The following is a 15,209-nucleotide window of genomic DNA, read 5'->3' on the forward strand; positions in this document are numbered from 1 at the left end:
GCGATGAGCCGCGGCTGAGCAGGCGCTGAGAACGTCCGCCGCTGCCGGATCGCGTGGGCGAGGGTGGGTGCAAGGGCCAGGCGGGCGAATGGCGGGGTGTGGCCGTCGGGGGAGTGGGCATGTATGGCAGGTCCTCGCCAAACCGTTTGGGAAGGTTGCCATATGAAGCGCAAGTCCTGGGCACTGCTCACCGCTGCCGCGACCCTCGTGCCGCTCGCTCTGTCCGTCCCGGCCGCCGGAGCCGCGGAGCCCGCCGCCCCTCTCGCGGCCGGCTGCACCTACACGCCGGCCGTCCCGGCGGACAACTTCAAGGGCATCCCGGTGTTCGACGCGAAGAAGGCCGCTCAGCCCTACAACGCGACGCTGAAGACCAGTCAGGGCGCCATCACCTTCAAGGCGTTGACGGACAAGGCACCGTGCACCACCTTCTCCTTCCGGTTCCTGGCCGAACGCGACTTCTTCGACCGCAGCCACTGCCACCGGCTCACCACCCAGCGGATCTTCGTCCTGCAGTGCGGCGACCCGACCGGCACCGGCAGTGGCGGTCCGGGCTACTCGTTCCCGGACGAGAACCTGGACGGCGCCACCTACCCCGCCGGCACCGTCGCCATGGCCAACGCCGGCCCGAACACCAACGGCAGCCAGTTCTTCTTCGTCTGGAAGGACACCAAGCTCTCGCCCGCCTACACCCCCTTCGGCCAGGTCACCTCCGGGCTCGACGTCCTGCAGAAGATCGCAGCCGGCGGCGAGGACGACCAGAACAACCCCGGCGACGGCTTCCCCACGCTCCCCGTGAACATCCGCAACGTCCAGATCAGCAAGCACTGACCCGCCCGCCGTCCGGCCGCACCCCCTCCTCGTGCGGCCGGGCGCCGTCCTCACCCCCCAGTGCACACCCGGGCACACTCGTCATCGGCCCGCGACCTTGTCAACTGCGGAACTGACGTGGACTCAGCTCGATTACCGCCTTCGGCGCTTCAGGGTGACGATTTGGTCGACACTACTGACGATCAGTCACTTATCCTTGCTCGCCTGCGTAGCCGCGTGAATATCCGGCTGGGCGCGGTGCCCGGCTCGCGGTACGGTCGAGGTCACGGTTGTCGACAGGGGGATTGTGCATGCTGTCCGAGACGCTGACCGCACTGGCCATGTCCGGCGGGACGGCGGTGATGACCGCGGCCGGTACCCAGGCCTGGGAGGGGTTCCGAGGCCGGGTGGCCGCCTGGTTCGGGCGGGGGAACGCCCAGCGTGAGAGTGCCGAGCTGGAGCGGCTGGGCCGGACCGCCGCCGAGCTCGCGGCGGCTGAGGGCGGGCAGCTGGAGCGGCTCCGGATCCGCCAGGAGGCCTCCTGGCAGGCCCGGTTCGAGGCGTTCCTGGAGGACCTGCCGGAGGACGAGCGCGTGCGCGCCGGCGAGGCGCTGCGCGAGCTGCTGGCCGAGAGCGCGACCCAGGCCCAGGTGTCGGCCGGGGACGGCGGGATGGCGGTCGGCGGAGACGTGCACATCAGTGCCCAGGAGGGTTCGGTCGCCGCCGGTGTGATCCACGGGGGCGTGCAGATCGGCCACCCTCAGATGCCGGATCCGTCCCAGGGCTGAACGGACCGGCCACGCCAAGCCCGTCACCGACCTCGCCACCGCCGCCGCTCGCAGGGGTGCAGGCGAGCAACCACAGCTTCGCCGTCGGCCACGCCGACCAGGTGGCCTACTACGCCGGCCGGCATGCCCCGGCCGTCTGGCCGCACCGGGTCGGGGCGGTCCCGAACACCGCGCACTGCTTCCAGCGCCGGGCCGTTGTCGATACTCCCGACATCCCTGCGCGCTGCCGGATACTGGTCGGCGCCGCCGGGGCCGGCAAGACTCAGCTGGCCGCGAACGAGGCCCGCACCGCTTGGCAGGCCGGGCAACTCGACCTGCTGGTCTGGGTCACCGCCGGCAGCCGCGCGGCGATCCTGGCCGCCTACGCCCAGGCCATCGCCGAGATCACCGGTCGTGCCCCGGCCGATCCGGAGCAGGGCGCGCGGGAATTCCTGGCCTGGCTCCGGCCGGGCGGGGACGGGGAGACGGTTCGCCGGCTGATCGTCCTGGACGGTGTGGTCGACCCCGACGACCTGCGCGGACTCTGGCCGCCGGACCAGCCCGTGGGGCGGACCCTGGTCACCACCTGGCGCCGGGACGTGGCCCGCGAGGGGCCCAGCCGACAGGTGGTCACCGTGCCGTCGTTCAGCTCCGCCGAGGCTTTCGGCTACCTCACAGCGGCGCTCGCCGCCTCCGGCCGAGTCGAGCCGCCCGAGCAACTGGAGGCGCTCGCCCGCGAGCTGGGACACCTGCCGCTCGCGCTCGCGCAGGCGGCCGCCTACCTGGGCAGCACCGGTCTGAGCTGCGCCGACTACCTCCGCCTGCTCGGCGACGACGGTCGGCGGCTGGCCGACCTCGTGCCGGACCCGGGCGGGTTGCCGGACGAGCAGAGCGTGCCGCTGCCCGAGGCCTGGGACCTCGCGCTGGAGCGCGCCGACGCCATGGAGCCGGTCGGAACGGCGCGGATGCTGCTGGAACTGGCGGCGCCGCTGGCTTCCGACGGCATCCCGGCTGCGGTGCTGACCGAGGCGGTCAGGTACCTCGACCGGCAGCGGACCGACCGCCCGGCAGAGGACGCGGAGCCGGACGAGCGCACCGACAAGACGCTCGCGCTGCTGCACCGGTGGAGCCTGCTCGACTACGACCCGGCGAACCAGGACCGGTCGGTGCGGGTCCACCCGATGGTCCAGCGAGCCGTCCGCGAGGGCGTGCCCGCGAGCCGGGCCGCAGAGCTGGCCGACGTGGCCGCCAACCTGCTGTTCGTCGCGTCCCGGAAGTCGGCGGACGAGGCGAACTCGATGACGTTCTTCCTGGTTCCCCCGAGGGATCAGGCGCCGCACCTGCGTTCACGCGCCCTCGACTTCCCCCCGGACGTGCTGCGCTCCAACGTCGAGGCGCTGACCCGCAATGCCCCGGCCGTGATGCTGGGCTCCGGCGAGCCCGGACTCCGGTACGGGTGGAGTACCGGTCAGGAGCTGCACGACCTCGTGCTCCGGGTGGGCGACACGCTGGCGGACGACGGCCGGCCACAGGCCGCACTGGACTATTTCGAAGCGCTCCTGGCGACGACGGCCGACCGGCTGGGAGCCCGGCACCAGTCCGTGACGAAGCTGCGCGGCCGGATCGCGCGGCTGCGGGCGGAATCCGGCGACCTCACCGCCGCGATCACCGAGTACCGTCGGGTGATCGACGACCAACTCGCCCTGCTGGCACCGGAGTACGAGCTGTACCCCGCCCAGCGGATCCGCCTGGTCAAGGAGGTCACCGAGCTGCGCTACCGCCTGGCCTACTGGCTCGAACAGGCCGGTGACCTGCCGGGCGTCGCACGCGTCTATCGCGACCTGCTCGCCGATGACGGCTACATCGCGGCCGTCGACGGATGGACGGGCCCGCCCGACTTCACCCTGCGCCGCGACGCCGCCGAGTGGCAGGGCAAGGCGGGAGACGCGGCCGGGGCGGTAGTCATGTACCGCCAGGTCGTCAACGAGCAGTCCCGCACGTTCGGGCCGGCGAGCTGGGGCACCTTCGACGCCCGTTTCCGCTTCGGCCACTGGCTGGGCGAATCGGGGGACGCGCGGGGGGCCGTGACCGTCCTGACCGACCTGCTCAACGACCAACTCCGCATGGAGCAGCGCGAGATCGCCCAGGGTGCTCGGGGCACGTGGTCCAACCCGTACGCGGTGGCAACCGACCGGTCCGCGATCTTCCGCACCCGGGCCGCCCTCGCCCGCTGGCGCGGCCAGTCCGGCGACCCTCGCGGCGCAGTGGCCCTCCTCTCCGACCTGCTGAACGAGCAACTGCGTGTCCTCCGCCCAGACCATCCCGACCTCGCGACCACCCAGCAGGCACTCACGTACTGGCAGGAGCAGTCCCGGGGCAGGGGGTGGCTACGAGGGAGGTAGCCCTCGTCCAGCCGCTCACCCCCACCGGCGTACGGACAACGGGAAGCCGTGGACCACGCCGCCGGTCGAGCTGGCCGGCAGCTCGAAGGCGGACGCGCAGTCCTACTCCTGCCTCGTCCACAGCGACTCGGCGGACGGGTGCGAGCGCTGGTACGGCGAACTGCGTTACGGCCAGTACGTGGTGGACATCGCCGTGATCGGTCGGGAACAGGCGCCCCATGCCCTCGAGCTCCTCCAGCAGGCGGTGTGCGCCAGCGACGACCTCATGCCGGAATGACCGAGGTGTGGACCGCGTGGCGCCGACCGGCCCGCGACCACCCCATTGCGGCTCTCGTTCGATCGAAGGCTCCTAGGCAGCATCGCCGGGGTTTCGTCGGCCGTACGCGAAGCCGGCGGCGACAGCCTGTTGCGGCACACTGGCCGCCATGGCCGTCGCGCGGATTTCCAGGCGACGCGGGGAGAGGGGGCGGCAGCGTGGAGATCGGTGACGTGGTCGGTGGGCGGTACCGGATCGAGGGGCGGCTGGTGGGGGAGGTCTGGTGCGCGAGGGATGTCGTGGCGGGGCGGGCGGTCGTGGTGAAGGTGTTGGGCGGGGTGCCGGGGGCGGGGGTGTGGTTGCGGCATGTGGGGATCGTCGGGGCGCTGGAGGTGGGGGAGTGTGAGGGGCGGCCGGTGCTGGTGAGGGAGTGGGTCGACGGGTACACGTTCGAGGACCATCTGCTGGACGGGTGGTACCGGGCGGACCAGGTGGCCGAGTTCGGGGCCCAGGTGGCGGAGGCGCTGGTGGTCGCGCATCGGGCCGGGGTGACGCACGGTGGGATCGGGCTTGAGCGGCTGGTGCTCACGTCGGACGGGGTCGTGAAGATCCTCGGGTTCGGGACGGTCGCGCCGCCGCTGAGGTCCGACCTGGTGGCGCTCGGCGAGACGATGCACGAACTGCTCGGAGGCCCGGCGGCGCCCGATGGGGCGGGCGAACTGGGCGTGCTGATAGCGGAGTTGGGGGAGGAGTCGGGGGCGCAGGATCCGCAGCGGACCGAGGGGGTCGCCGTCCGGCTGCGCCGGCTGGCGGGGGAGTCGGCCCGACGGCCGGCCGTGCCGGGGCGGTTCTGGATCGACAAGGGGGAGGAGCGGCGACCGCTGGGACGGGTGCTGGTCGCGGTGATCCTGGCCGGAATGGTCGCGGTGACGGCGTACGCGATCGTGGCGGTTGTCTGACGGGGTGACAGACCGGACTCGGGGGAGACCCGCCGGTGCGGTGATGGATCACGCGGGCGGGCGTGGGCGGCACAGCAGCGGGCGTGGGCGGCGCAGCGGCCGGGCCCGGGACACGGGGGTGGTCCCTGGGGCCCGGCCGTGGGAGGCCAGCCGCGAGGTGGGGTCATGGGCGCGGCTGCTCTGCGCGACGGCCCGGAGGGGGCTGTGGTGAGGCCGCCGTGGCGGGAATGCTAGACCCGGTGACGGGGCGGTGAACAGGGGTGTGACCTGCGGATTTTCCGGCCGCGGACATGCCACGACCTGCCCCGGCCCAGGCCGCCCCCGCCGAGCGGGACCTGACAGTGCGTCATGGCATCAGACCCGTCAGCGCGAGGAGCGCGCGGGAGCGAGTTGGTCGAAGCAGTAGTAGAGGGCCATGAGCGCATGGGTGGCGAGCATGGCGACGGGGCTGACGTAGGCGATGCCTAGGGCGGCGAGGTAGCAGATGCCGCCGATGCCGAAGCGGCGGCGCGCGGCGCGCAGGGCTTCCGGGGGGACGGGGGTGTGCAGGGTGCGGGCGTCGCGGGTGAAGGAGAGGAAGAGGAGGGAGAAGGCGGCGCTCATGGCGACCATGGTGGCGGCGTAGATCGCGGCGGCGGTGTGGGCGTCGGCGTCGCGGGCGGTGAGGTAGGTGGCGAGCAGGCGGGTGGGGAAGGGGATCACGGAGACGGTCAGCAGCAGGACCAGGTTGGCGAACAGGGTTCGGCGGTCCACCCGGCGCGCGAGGGCGCACATGGCGTGGTGGTTGATCCAGATGATGCCGATGACCAGGAAGCTGGTCAGATACGCGAAGTAGGCGGGCCACTGGTGCGCCAGCGCCGAGGCGAGGGACTGACCGTCGAGCCCGTCGGGCTCGGGGACGTTGAGGTCGAGGACGAGCAGCGTGATCGCGATGGCGAAGACGCCGTCGCTGAAGGCTTCGAGGCGGCTGGTGCTGAAGTCCGCCGCTCGTGCGCTCGCGTCGATCGGGGAGGTGTCGTCGTTCACGCGGAGTCCAGGGGGGTGGTCGGGTCGACGGTGGTCTCGAACGGTTCGTCGGCGCGCAGCAGCCGCAGTGGGACGGGGCGGTCGTCGGGCGCGGCGAGGTCCGCGGTGGTGCGGACCTGCGCGGCGCCGCGGTGGGTGATCAGGTCGCCCGCCCGGATGTCGGCCCGGTCCGCGGGGCTGTCGGGGTCGACGCGGGTGACGAGGAGGCCGGTGCGGTCGGTCAGGCCGACCAGGGCGCGGGTCTGGCGGGCGATGCGGGCGGGTTCGAGGGTGGCGCCCCAGATCCGGGCGGCGTGCGGCCCGACGCGCTCGAACGAGACGAGGAGTTTGCGCAGCAGCGCGGCGAGTTGGGCCTGCTCGTCCGGGCCGAGGGCGGACAGCAGGCGGTCCTCGCTGGCCAGGTGTTCCGGTGCGATCCGGTCGAACAGCTGCAGGCCGCTGTCGGTCAGCCGGACGGTGTAGCTGCGCTTGTCGTCCGGGTCGGGCTCGCGCACCACGACACCGCGCTGTTCGAGGCGGGTCAGGCGCACGCTGACCGTTCCGGAGGTCAGGCCGAGCGAGTCCATGAGGCGGGCCTGGCCGAGCTGGTACGGGGAGCCGGCGCGGCGCAGGTGGACCAGGACCTGGAAGTCCGCCGGGGTGAGGTCGAATCCGGCGAAGACCTCGGCGAGTGCCAGGTCGAGGTGGCCGCGGACGCGCGCGAGACGGGTGACCACCCCGACCGGCGCCACCGCGAGGTCGGGGCGCTCGTGGTGCCACTGCTCAAGGATCGCGTCCACGCTGTCGCGGACGCCGCTGTTGTCCTCCATGGCTCAAGGATAGAGGAATACATCCGTTGGATCGAATGCTTGGACTCAAGCAAAGTGATTCGACCCAGTCGTCGCCAACCCGACCGTGAGCAGCAACAACCACTGGCCCGTCGGCTTCTGGGGGGCCGAACTCACCCACCCCTACTACGAGCTGACCGAGGCCGGCTTCCGGGTCACCATCGCGTCGCCGGCCGGCGGCACGGTGGAGATGGACGCGCTGTCCGATCCCCGGGACGCCTCGAGGTGGTCCGCCGAGGACCTGATCACGATGGGATTCGTGAACACCCCCGACCTCGCGGGCCTGTTGGAGGCCACGCCCGCCCTCGACGACCTGGACCTGGACCGGTACGAGGCGCTGCTGATCGCGGGCGGCCAGTCGCCGATGTTCACCTTCCGCGACAACGAGGCCCTGCACCGGGCCATCCGGACGTTCTGGGAGGCGGAGAAGATCGTCGCCGCGTACTGCCACGGCGTCGCCGCGCTGGTCGACTGCGAGCTCGCCGACGGCACCGCGCTGGTCGCCGGACGCACCGTCACCGGTTTCTCCAACACCGAGGAGGAGTACAGCGACCGGGCCGCGGGCGTGCGGATCATGCCGTGGCGCGCGGAGGACGCCCTGCGCGCGCGGGGTGCCCACTACATCAGCGCCGGGCTGTTCAAGCCCTTCGCCGTCCGCGACGGCCGCCTGATCACCGGTCAGCAGCAGTACTCCAGCCGCAAGGTCGCCCAGGCCGTCATCGCCGCCATCGGCGCCTGACCAAGGGCGCACAACAGCGTGTGGCGGCTGCCGGGGGGCAGCCGCCACACGGAGCACGCCGCGGGGTCAGTCCATGGCGTTGGCGGTGACGGTGGTCGGGTTGGTGAGGTTGGCGGTCAGCGGCAGGTTGCGGGAGCTGTCACCGACCAGGATCTGGTAACTCCCCGCCGTCGCGACCCAGTTGCCGGACGCGGTGTCCCAGTGCGCGAGGTCGTGCGCGGTCACCGTGAAGGTGACCGGGGCGGAGGCACCGGGGTTCAGGGTGATCCGCTGGAAGCCCTTCAACTGGTGCGGCGGCTCGCCGGCCGAGGCAGGGTCGCCGACGTACAGCTGGGCCACCTCGGTCCCGGCCCGGCTGCCGGTGTTGGTGACGGTGGCGGTCACCGTCGCCTGACCGTTGGTCAGCGGCCCGACCTGCAGGTTGCCGAACGCGAAGCCGGTGTACGACAGGCCGAACCCGAACGGGAACAGCGGGGTGAGGTTGTCGGCGTCGTAGTGCCGGTACCCGATGCGCAGGCCCTCGGAGTACTGCACGGTCCCGTTGACGCCCGGCCACTGCGCGGTGGTGCTCGCCGGCAGCTGGGACAGCGAGGCGGGGAAGGTGATCGGCAGGTGCCCGGACGGGTTCACGTCGCCGAACAGCAGCGCCGCGATGGCCTGGCCGAACTCCTGTCCCTGGTAGAAGCCCTCGAACACGCCCGCGACCTGGTTCAGCCACGGCATCAGGATCGCCGAGTTGTCGCTGAGCACGACGATGGTGTTCGGGTTGGCCGCGGCCACCGCCGCGATCAGCGCGTCCCGGTCGCCGGGCAGGTTGAGCGTGGGATTGTCGGCCTCCTCGTGGCCGTAGTTGTCGGACGCGAAGACGACCGCCACGTTCGAGGACCGCGCCAGCGCCACCGCGCTCGCCTGGTTCGTGCCGTCGTCGTAGGCGACCGTGGTGTTCGTCCCGGCGGTGCGCTGCTGGATGCCGTACAGCGGGGTGTACGTGCCGGTGCTGGTGGCGGTGCCGCTGCCGCCGCCGGCGGTGATCACGCCCGGGCCGGCCTGGGTGCCGATCACCGCGACGGACCGGCCGCCGTTCGGGTCGAGCGGCAGGACGCCGTTGTTCTTCAGCAGCACCGTGCCCTCCTCGGCACCCCGGAGGGCGACCTCGCGGTGCGCGGGGGTGGCGACGATGGCGGTGGTGGAGCCGCTCGGCGCCTTGTCGAACATGCCGAAGCGGAACATCTGGGTCAGCACCCGGGACACCATGGTGTCGAAGGTGGCCTGGGTGACCTGGCCCGCCGCGACGGCCTGCACCAGCGACGCGGCGAAGAAGCCGCCGAAGGGCATCTCGACCGTCTCGCCGGCGTTCGCCGACGGCACGGTGGAGTGGATGCCGCCCCAGTCGGAGGTGATGAACCCCTGGAACCCGGCCTGCTGGTACATCGGGATGTTCTCCACCGTCGGGTTCTGGCAGGAGTACTCGCCGTTCACCATGCTGTAGCCGCACATCAGCGCCGCCGCGCCGCCCTTCTCGATGGCGGTCTGGAAGGCCGGCAGGTAGATCTCCTGCAGGGTGCGGCTGTCGACGATCTCGTTGCCGGGCGCGGCGGGCTGCTCGATGTTGTACGCGGCGGCGTGCTTGACCTCCGCCATGACGCACTGGCTCTGCATGCCCTGGACGTCCGCGCTGACGATCTCGCCGGTCAGGTACGGGTCCTCGCCGAAGGTCTCGTAGGCGCGGCCCCAACGCGGGTCGCGCACCATGTTGATGGTCGGGCCGAGCGAGACGTTCACGCCCTTGCCGGCGAACTCCTGACCGATCGCCACGCCGAAGTCGTGCACGTAGCCCGGGTCGAAGGTGGCCGCGGACACCTCGCCGTCGGGGAACTGGGTGACGCCGCCGAGTCCGTCGCCGACACCGGTCGGCCCGTCCTCGAAGTTGACGTCCGGGATGCACAGCGCGGGCTGGCCGGCGATCTGACCGATGTAGACCTTGGAATCGGTGCCGTAGAGCATCCGGTCCTTCTGATCCTGCGTCATCGCGCCCATCAGCTGGGCGACCCGGGTCGCGACGGCCACGTTCGGCTCGTTGATCCAGGGGCAGTTGCCCGGCGCGGGCTGCGGCGGGGGCGGCGGGATGGTGACGGTCTGGTTGCCGATCGTGTGGACGACGATCTCCCAGAGCGAGTCCCCGTACCCCGTGCCGCGCGCGGTGCCGTACATCCGGACGTACCGGCCGGTGCCGGTGACGTTCAGGGTCTGGGTGCCGCCAGTCCCGGTGGTGGTGGAGTAGACGGTGGTCCAGTTGGTGCGGTCCGTGGAGGTCTGGATCTGGAACGCGGAGGCGTAGGCGTTCTCCCACTGGAGCACCACCTGGCAGATCGGCAGGCTCCCGCCCAGGTCGACGTCGATCCACTGCGGGTCGCCGATCGCACTCGACCAGCGGGTCAGGGTGCTGCCGTCGGTCGCGTAGAACGGGTCGTACGCGGGGTTGGCGTCCTGGGTCGACGAGCCGGTGGCCGGGTGGCCGAGCGCCGCGTTGACGGTGCCGCAGCTGCCGCCGCCGGTGGGCGACGGGGACGGCGAGGGCGTGCTGCCGCTGCCGCCGGTGAAGACCTGGACCTCCCAGAGGGAGTACCCGAACTGGGTGGCCCGGGCGGTCCCGTACATCCGGACGTAGCGGCCGGTGCCGGTGACGTTCAGGGTCTGGGTGCCGCCCGTCCCGGTGGTGGTGGAGTAGATCGACGTCCAGTTCGCGCCGTCGGTCGAGGTCTGGAGCTGGAACGCCGTGGCGTACGCGGCCTCCCAGCTGAGGGCGACCTGACAGATCGTCACAATGGAGCCCAGGTCGACCTGCAGCCACTGCGGGTCGGCGGCCGCGCTGGACCAGCGGGTGCCACCGTCACCGTCGACGGCGGCGGCCGCCGGGAAGGCGGCGTTCTCCTGCGACGACACGGTCACCGGCCGGTTCAGCGCCGCGTTCTGCGTGCCGCAGGTCGCGCCGCCCCCGCCGGTCCCCGTGGTGCCGAAGACCTGGAACTCCCACAGCGAGTAGCCGTAGCCGGTGTTCCGGGCGGTGCCGTACATCCGGACGTAGCGGCCGGTGCCGGTGACGTTGAGCGTCTCGGTGCCGCCCGGGCCGGTGGTCGTCGAGTAGATCGACGTCCAGTTCGCGCCGTCGGCCGAGACCTGGATCTGGTACGCCTTCGCGGAGGCCGTCTCCCACTGGAGCACGACCTGAGTGATCGTCGCGGTCGAGCCGAGGTCGACCTGCAGCCACTGCGGGTCGGCGGCCGCGCTGGACCAGCGGGTGTTCGCGTTGCCGTCCACCGCGCTCGTGGCGGGGGTGCCGGCGTTCTCGACAGACGATGCGGTGGCGGGCCTGCCCTGCGACAACAGGGTCGCGGCCGCGTGCGCGCTGGGCGCGCCGGAGACCAGGAGCGCGGCGAGCAGGCCCAGGACGGCGAACGCCGCCGTCCACAGCGTGCTGACGGTGTGTCGGGACCGGGAGGTCGGGGTCGAGCCCGGAGCGTGGGCCGGGCGAAGTGCACGTAGGTTCACGATGTCGCCTCGCAGACGAGTGGGTGGGGGATGCGGCAGGGGCTCAGTAGCCGACGGCGACCTCGAGCCACTGCGGGTTCGCGTGCGAGATGTACGAGGACTGGCCCGCGTAGTCGTCGTACGGGAAGCCGTAGGCCAGCCCGTCGATCGCGTGGTCGTGCCAGAACTTGGCGTAGTAGTTGGCCGGACCGGCCGAGTAGTACTTGCTCGGGTCGGACCACTGCGACTGCGGCAGCGTGGCGACGTGCCGGTTGAGCGCCGCGCACCCGCCCGCGTCGTTCGCCAGCGTCCCCGCGCAGCCGAAGATGTTCGAGGTGGTCTCGTTGATGCCGACCGAATTCGCGTACGCGGTGAAGTAGTTCGCGTTGACCCCGCCGGTCCGGAAGCTCGGGTCGCTGCCCGGCGCGATGATCCGGTACGGCGCCTCGGTCTGCGCCAGCACCTTGAACTCCTGCGGGACGGCGTTCGCGAAGTCCTGGAACAGCTGGGTGCGGCTCTCGGTGAAGACCTGCTGCGCGTCGCCGACCTGGACGTCGTACCCGTCGGCGGAGTGCAGCCGCATCGCCAGCGGCAGCGCCCAGGCGTCGACGCGGGTCGTGTTGCCGTTGAACACGGTCGGGCCGACGGTGAACTCGATGAAGTCGGCGTACCTGCTGGTCGGCGAGCCGAGGTAGAAGTACATCCGGCCGGAGGAGTTGGCGGGCATGTCCAGGTAGGGCTGCTCCGCGATGGAGTGCGTCTGCCCGTTGAAGCTCCAGTACACCTGGCTGTCCGGGTAGGCGCCGTTGGTGCGGTTCAGCACCTTGACCATCAGCACGTTCTTCGCGGCCGGGATGCTGCCGGTGTCGCCCCAGAACGGGTCGGCGGTGCCGGTGGGCGTCGGGGTCGGGCTCGGGGTGGGGGTCGGCGAGCCGGTGGAGGTGGTGAAGACCCGGAACTCCCACAGCGAGTAGCCGTAGGCGGTGGTGCGCGCGGTGCCGTACATCCGGACGTAGCGGCCGGTGCCGGTGACGTTCAGGCTCTCGGTGCCGCCCGCGCCGGTGGTCGTCGAGTAGATCGCCGTCCAGGTGGCGCCGTCGTTCGAGACCTGGATCTGGTACGCCTTCGCGGCCGCGGTCTCCCACTGGAGCTGGACCTGGCAGACGCTCTGGACGGTGCCGAGGTCGACCTGCAGCCACTGCGGGTCGCCGAACGCGCTCGACCAGCGGGTGCCGGCGTCGCCGTCCACGGCGGCGGACGCGGGCGTCCCGGCGTTCTCCGCGGACGAGGCGGTGGCGGGACGGTTCTGCGCGGCGTTCGCGGTGCCGCAGGCGGTCGGCGCGGACCCGCCGTAGACCTGGAACTCCCAGAGCGAGTAACCGAACTGGGTGGCCCGGGCGGTGCCGTACATCCGGACGTACCGGCCGGTGCCTGCGACGTTGAGCGTCTCCGTGCCGCCCGCGCCGGTGGTGGTGGAGTAGACGGTGGTCCAGGTGGCCGCGTCGTTCGAGACCTGGATCCGGTACCCGGTCGCGTACGCGGTCTCCCACTGCAGGACGACCTGGCTGACGCTCTGGCTGGAGCCGAGGTCGACCTGCAGCCACTGCGGGTCGCCGAACGCACTGGACCAGCGGGTGCCGGTGTTGCCGTCGACGGCGGCGGACGCCGGCGTCCCCGCGTTCTCGACGGAGGAAGCGGTGGTGGGCCTGCCCTGCGACAGCAGGCTCGCCGCGGCGTGGGCGCGCGGCGCCGGACTCAGCGCGAGCACCAGGCCGGCCAGCAGGGCGGCGACGGTGACGAAGGCACACAGGGGTGCCCTCCAGCGGAAGTGGATCCGGGAAACGGGCATGCGGCGGCTCCTCGGGCGCGCGTGCAATGCGGGTGGGGGAAGGTGCGGACGCGCAACGAGAGAGAGGGTGAGCGCTGAGAGCGCTCTCTCGCACCAGCAGTGTGATGACCTGGCAGAATGCATGTCAAGCGGGAGAGCGCTCTCCCATTTTTTGGGTGCGCGGGGCCGGGACCGCGCCGAAACGGGCCGTGTATTCAGGCCGTGGAGTCAGTCCGCGGCGCGGAACGCGAAGGTGCTCAGGCGCGGAACGCGAAGGTGCTCATCGGGGTGCCCCGCCCAGCAGGGCGGTGAGGCGGGCGAGGGCGTCCCGGAGGCGCTGCTCGGCCTCCGCGGGATCGCCCAGGGCGGGCTCGGGCGGCGACTCGGCGAGCAGGCGGGCCACCCCGTCGAGGAGCACCAGGGGCCGGTGCGCGCCGCGTCCCGGCTCGGCCACGGCCTGCGCGGGGAGCCCGGTGAGGCCGGCCAGGTGGAGGTCCGCGCCCGGCGGGTGCGGACCGGTCAGCAGCAGTCCGCCGACCGCGGCCTGTCGCACCACCTCCGGCGGCGCGTCGCGCAGCACCCGCGTCACGAGCTCCGCCACCCGCAGGTAAGCGGGCGTCAGGACGGCGCGGGTCTCGGCCGGTTGCAGCGTGGCCCGGCCCGGCTCCCGGGGGCCGCTGCCGTCCCAGGGCACCACACTGCCGTACACCGGCCCGGGCTCGGACACCCACGGCGAGGGCGCGAACGCGCCGCCGTGGACGACGGACGCCCACGCCATCTGCGGGCCGACGTCCAGGCGGTGCGCGGCCCGCAGATGCCCGATCAGCGCCGTGGCCAGACCCCGAGCCCCACCGACCGCCAGGCCGCCGGCGACCACCTCGCGCCCGGCGACCACGGCGACCGAGGTGCGCTCGGCGTCCTGGTGCACCACCACGCACGCGGCGGGCTCCGCCGCCAGACCCGCCCCGAGCACGGCGGCCAGCGCCTCGTCCACCACCCGCACCACGGCCGCCGGCCACAACTCCCGTACCGTGCCCACGGCCGGGCCCACCCCCGGATGCGCCTCGCCGCCGGCGGCCACCAGCACCACCGACCCGATCGGCGCCCCCAACCACGGCGCGTTCGCCATGCCGCGCGCGACCTCCTCCACCGCACCCGCCGCCGCCGGGCCCGCGCCCGGATTCCACGCCAGCTCCACCACCACCTGCGAGAACCGCGCGCTGCGCCCCGTCACCTGCAGCCGGATGTCGTCCAGCGCCCACCAGAGCATGCCGCCACTCCCACCCCGTCCGCACCGTCCGGCGGTCCAACGACCGCCGCGGCCGGGCCGTTCCGCCCTGCCGTTCCGCTCCGGCCGAACGGATTCCGTCGGCGGTGTCGATTTCGTCGGGTCCCGTTCGTGTAGGGGGTGAGAGCGAGCGGCACGGGCCGTTCGCCGGTGGAGAGGAGCGTGCGCGATGGCGGCGATCGTGGTCACCGAGAGCGTGACGCTGGACGGCGTGATGCAGGGGCTGGGCCGTCCCGACGAGGACACCCGGGGCGGGTTCGAGCACGGCGGGTGGGGAGCGCCGTACGCGGACCCGGTGATGATGGAGGTGATGGGACGGGGCATGGCCGCCACCGGGGCGATGCTCTTCGGGCGGCGGACCTAGCTGGAGTTCCACGCGCGTGGGCCGAGCGCACCGACGGCAACCCGTACACGGAGAAGCTGAACGGGACGCCGAAGTACGTCGTGTCCGGGACCCTCGAGGAACCGCTGCCCTGGCAGAATTCCGTCCTGCTGACCGGCGACGCCGCGGCCGCCGTCGCGGACCTGAAGAAGGAACTGGAACAGGACCTCGTGGTGCTCGGCAGCGGCGAACTGGTCCGCTCGCTGGCCGCGGCCGGACTGGTGGACCGGTTCGTGCTCTCCGTCCACCCGCTGGTCCTCGGGTCGGGCCGGCGGCTCTTCCCCGACCGCGGTCCGCTCAGCCGGATGCGGCTGGTGGACAGCGTGCCGACCGGAACCGGCGTGATCATCGCCACCTACGAGACGTGCTGAGCGAACGCACCGATCGAGACCTACCGCAC

At 72.3% G+C, this 15,209-nt stretch carries 12 protein-coding genes; 7 read left to right on the plus strand and 5 right to left on the minus strand.

From position 1 onward, the window contains the following. The first annotated feature begins 162 nt into the window (after positions 1-162). From ACWD4U_RS10165 to ACWD4U_RS10180, 4 genes are all read left to right on the plus strand, one after another. The gene (locus ACWD4U_RS10165) at positions 163-828 is read left to right on the plus strand and encodes a peptidylprolyl isomerase (protein ID WP_363450472.1); all 666 of its coding nucleotides are present in this window, start codon (positions 163-165) and stop codon (positions 826-828) included. A gap of 290 nt (positions 829-1,118) precedes the next feature. Beyond that, complete coding sequence (locus ACWD4U_RS10170; RefSeq protein WP_363450470.1) at positions 1,119-1,595, plus strand: hypothetical protein; 477 nt, start codon at positions 1,119-1,121, stop codon at positions 1,593-1,595. 56 nt (positions 1,596-1,651) lie between these two features. Beyond that, positions 1,652-3,976, plus strand: coding sequence for an NB-ARC domain-containing protein (locus ACWD4U_RS10175; RefSeq protein ID WP_363450468.1), 2,325 nt, complete (start codon positions 1,652-1,654; stop codon positions 3,974-3,976). 474 nt (positions 3,977-4,450) lie between these two features. Next, on the plus strand, positions 4,451-5,191 hold the full coding sequence (locus tag ACWD4U_RS10180; protein ID WP_363450466.1) for a protein kinase family protein: 741 nt from the start codon (positions 4,451-4,453) through the stop codon (positions 5,189-5,191). A gap of 363 nt (positions 5,192-5,554) precedes the next feature. Here ACWD4U_RS10180 and ACWD4U_RS10185 read toward each other — a convergent pair whose 3' ends face one another. Further along, positions 5,555-6,217 (minus strand): TMEM175 family protein, encoded by a 663-nt coding sequence (locus tag ACWD4U_RS10185; protein ID WP_363450464.1) that lies wholly within the window; start codon positions 6,215-6,217, stop codon positions 5,555-5,557. Beyond that, complete coding sequence (locus ACWD4U_RS10190) at positions 6,214-7,026, minus strand: MarR family transcriptional regulator (protein WP_363450462.1); 813 nt, start codon at positions 7,024-7,026, stop codon at positions 6,214-6,216. Before ACWD4U_RS10190 ends, ACWD4U_RS10185 begins: the two co-directional genes overlap by 4 nt. A gap of 85 nt (positions 7,027-7,111) precedes the next feature. Between ACWD4U_RS10190 and ACWD4U_RS10195 the strand changes: the two genes are divergently transcribed. Further along, positions 7,112-7,783, plus strand: coding sequence for a type 1 glutamine amidotransferase domain-containing protein (locus tag ACWD4U_RS10195; RefSeq protein ID WP_363450460.1), 672 nt, complete (start codon positions 7,112-7,114; stop codon positions 7,781-7,783). A gap of 66 nt (positions 7,784-7,849) precedes the next feature. On the opposite strand, the gene ACWD4U_RS10200 is transcribed toward ACWD4U_RS10195, so the two are convergent. From ACWD4U_RS10200 to ACWD4U_RS10210, 3 genes are all read right to left on the minus strand, one after another. Continuing rightward, positions 7,850-11,254: a discoidin domain-containing protein gene (locus tag ACWD4U_RS10200; protein ID WP_449787159.1), complete on the minus strand. Its 3,405-nt coding sequence runs from the start codon at positions 11,252-11,254 to the stop codon at positions 7,850-7,852. 121 nt (positions 11,255-11,375) lie between these two features. Continuing rightward, positions 11,376-13,160: a discoidin domain-containing protein gene (locus ACWD4U_RS10205; RefSeq protein WP_363450458.1), complete on the minus strand. Its 1,785-nt coding sequence runs from the start codon at positions 13,158-13,160 to the stop codon at positions 11,376-11,378. A 259-nt stretch (positions 13,161-13,419) separates the two neighbouring features. Next, complete coding sequence (locus tag ACWD4U_RS10210) at positions 13,420-14,409, minus strand: rod shape-determining protein (protein ID WP_363450456.1); 990 nt, start codon at positions 14,407-14,409, stop codon at positions 13,420-13,422. A gap of 187 nt (positions 14,410-14,596) precedes the next feature. On the opposite strand from ACWD4U_RS10210, the gene ACWD4U_RS10215 reads away from it, so the two are divergent. Beyond that, positions 14,597-14,791, plus strand: coding sequence for a hypothetical protein (locus ACWD4U_RS10215; RefSeq protein ID WP_363450454.1), 195 nt, complete (start codon positions 14,597-14,599; stop codon positions 14,789-14,791). Then, positions 14,698-15,180, plus strand: a complete 483-nt coding sequence (locus ACWD4U_RS10220; RefSeq protein WP_363450452.1) for a dihydrofolate reductase family protein — start codon at positions 14,698-14,700, stop codon at positions 15,178-15,180. Before ACWD4U_RS10215 ends, ACWD4U_RS10220 begins: the two co-directional genes overlap by 94 nt. Positions 15,181-15,209 lie beyond the last annotated feature (29 nt).

Source organism: Kitasatospora sp. NPDC002522 (assembly GCF_053595195.1).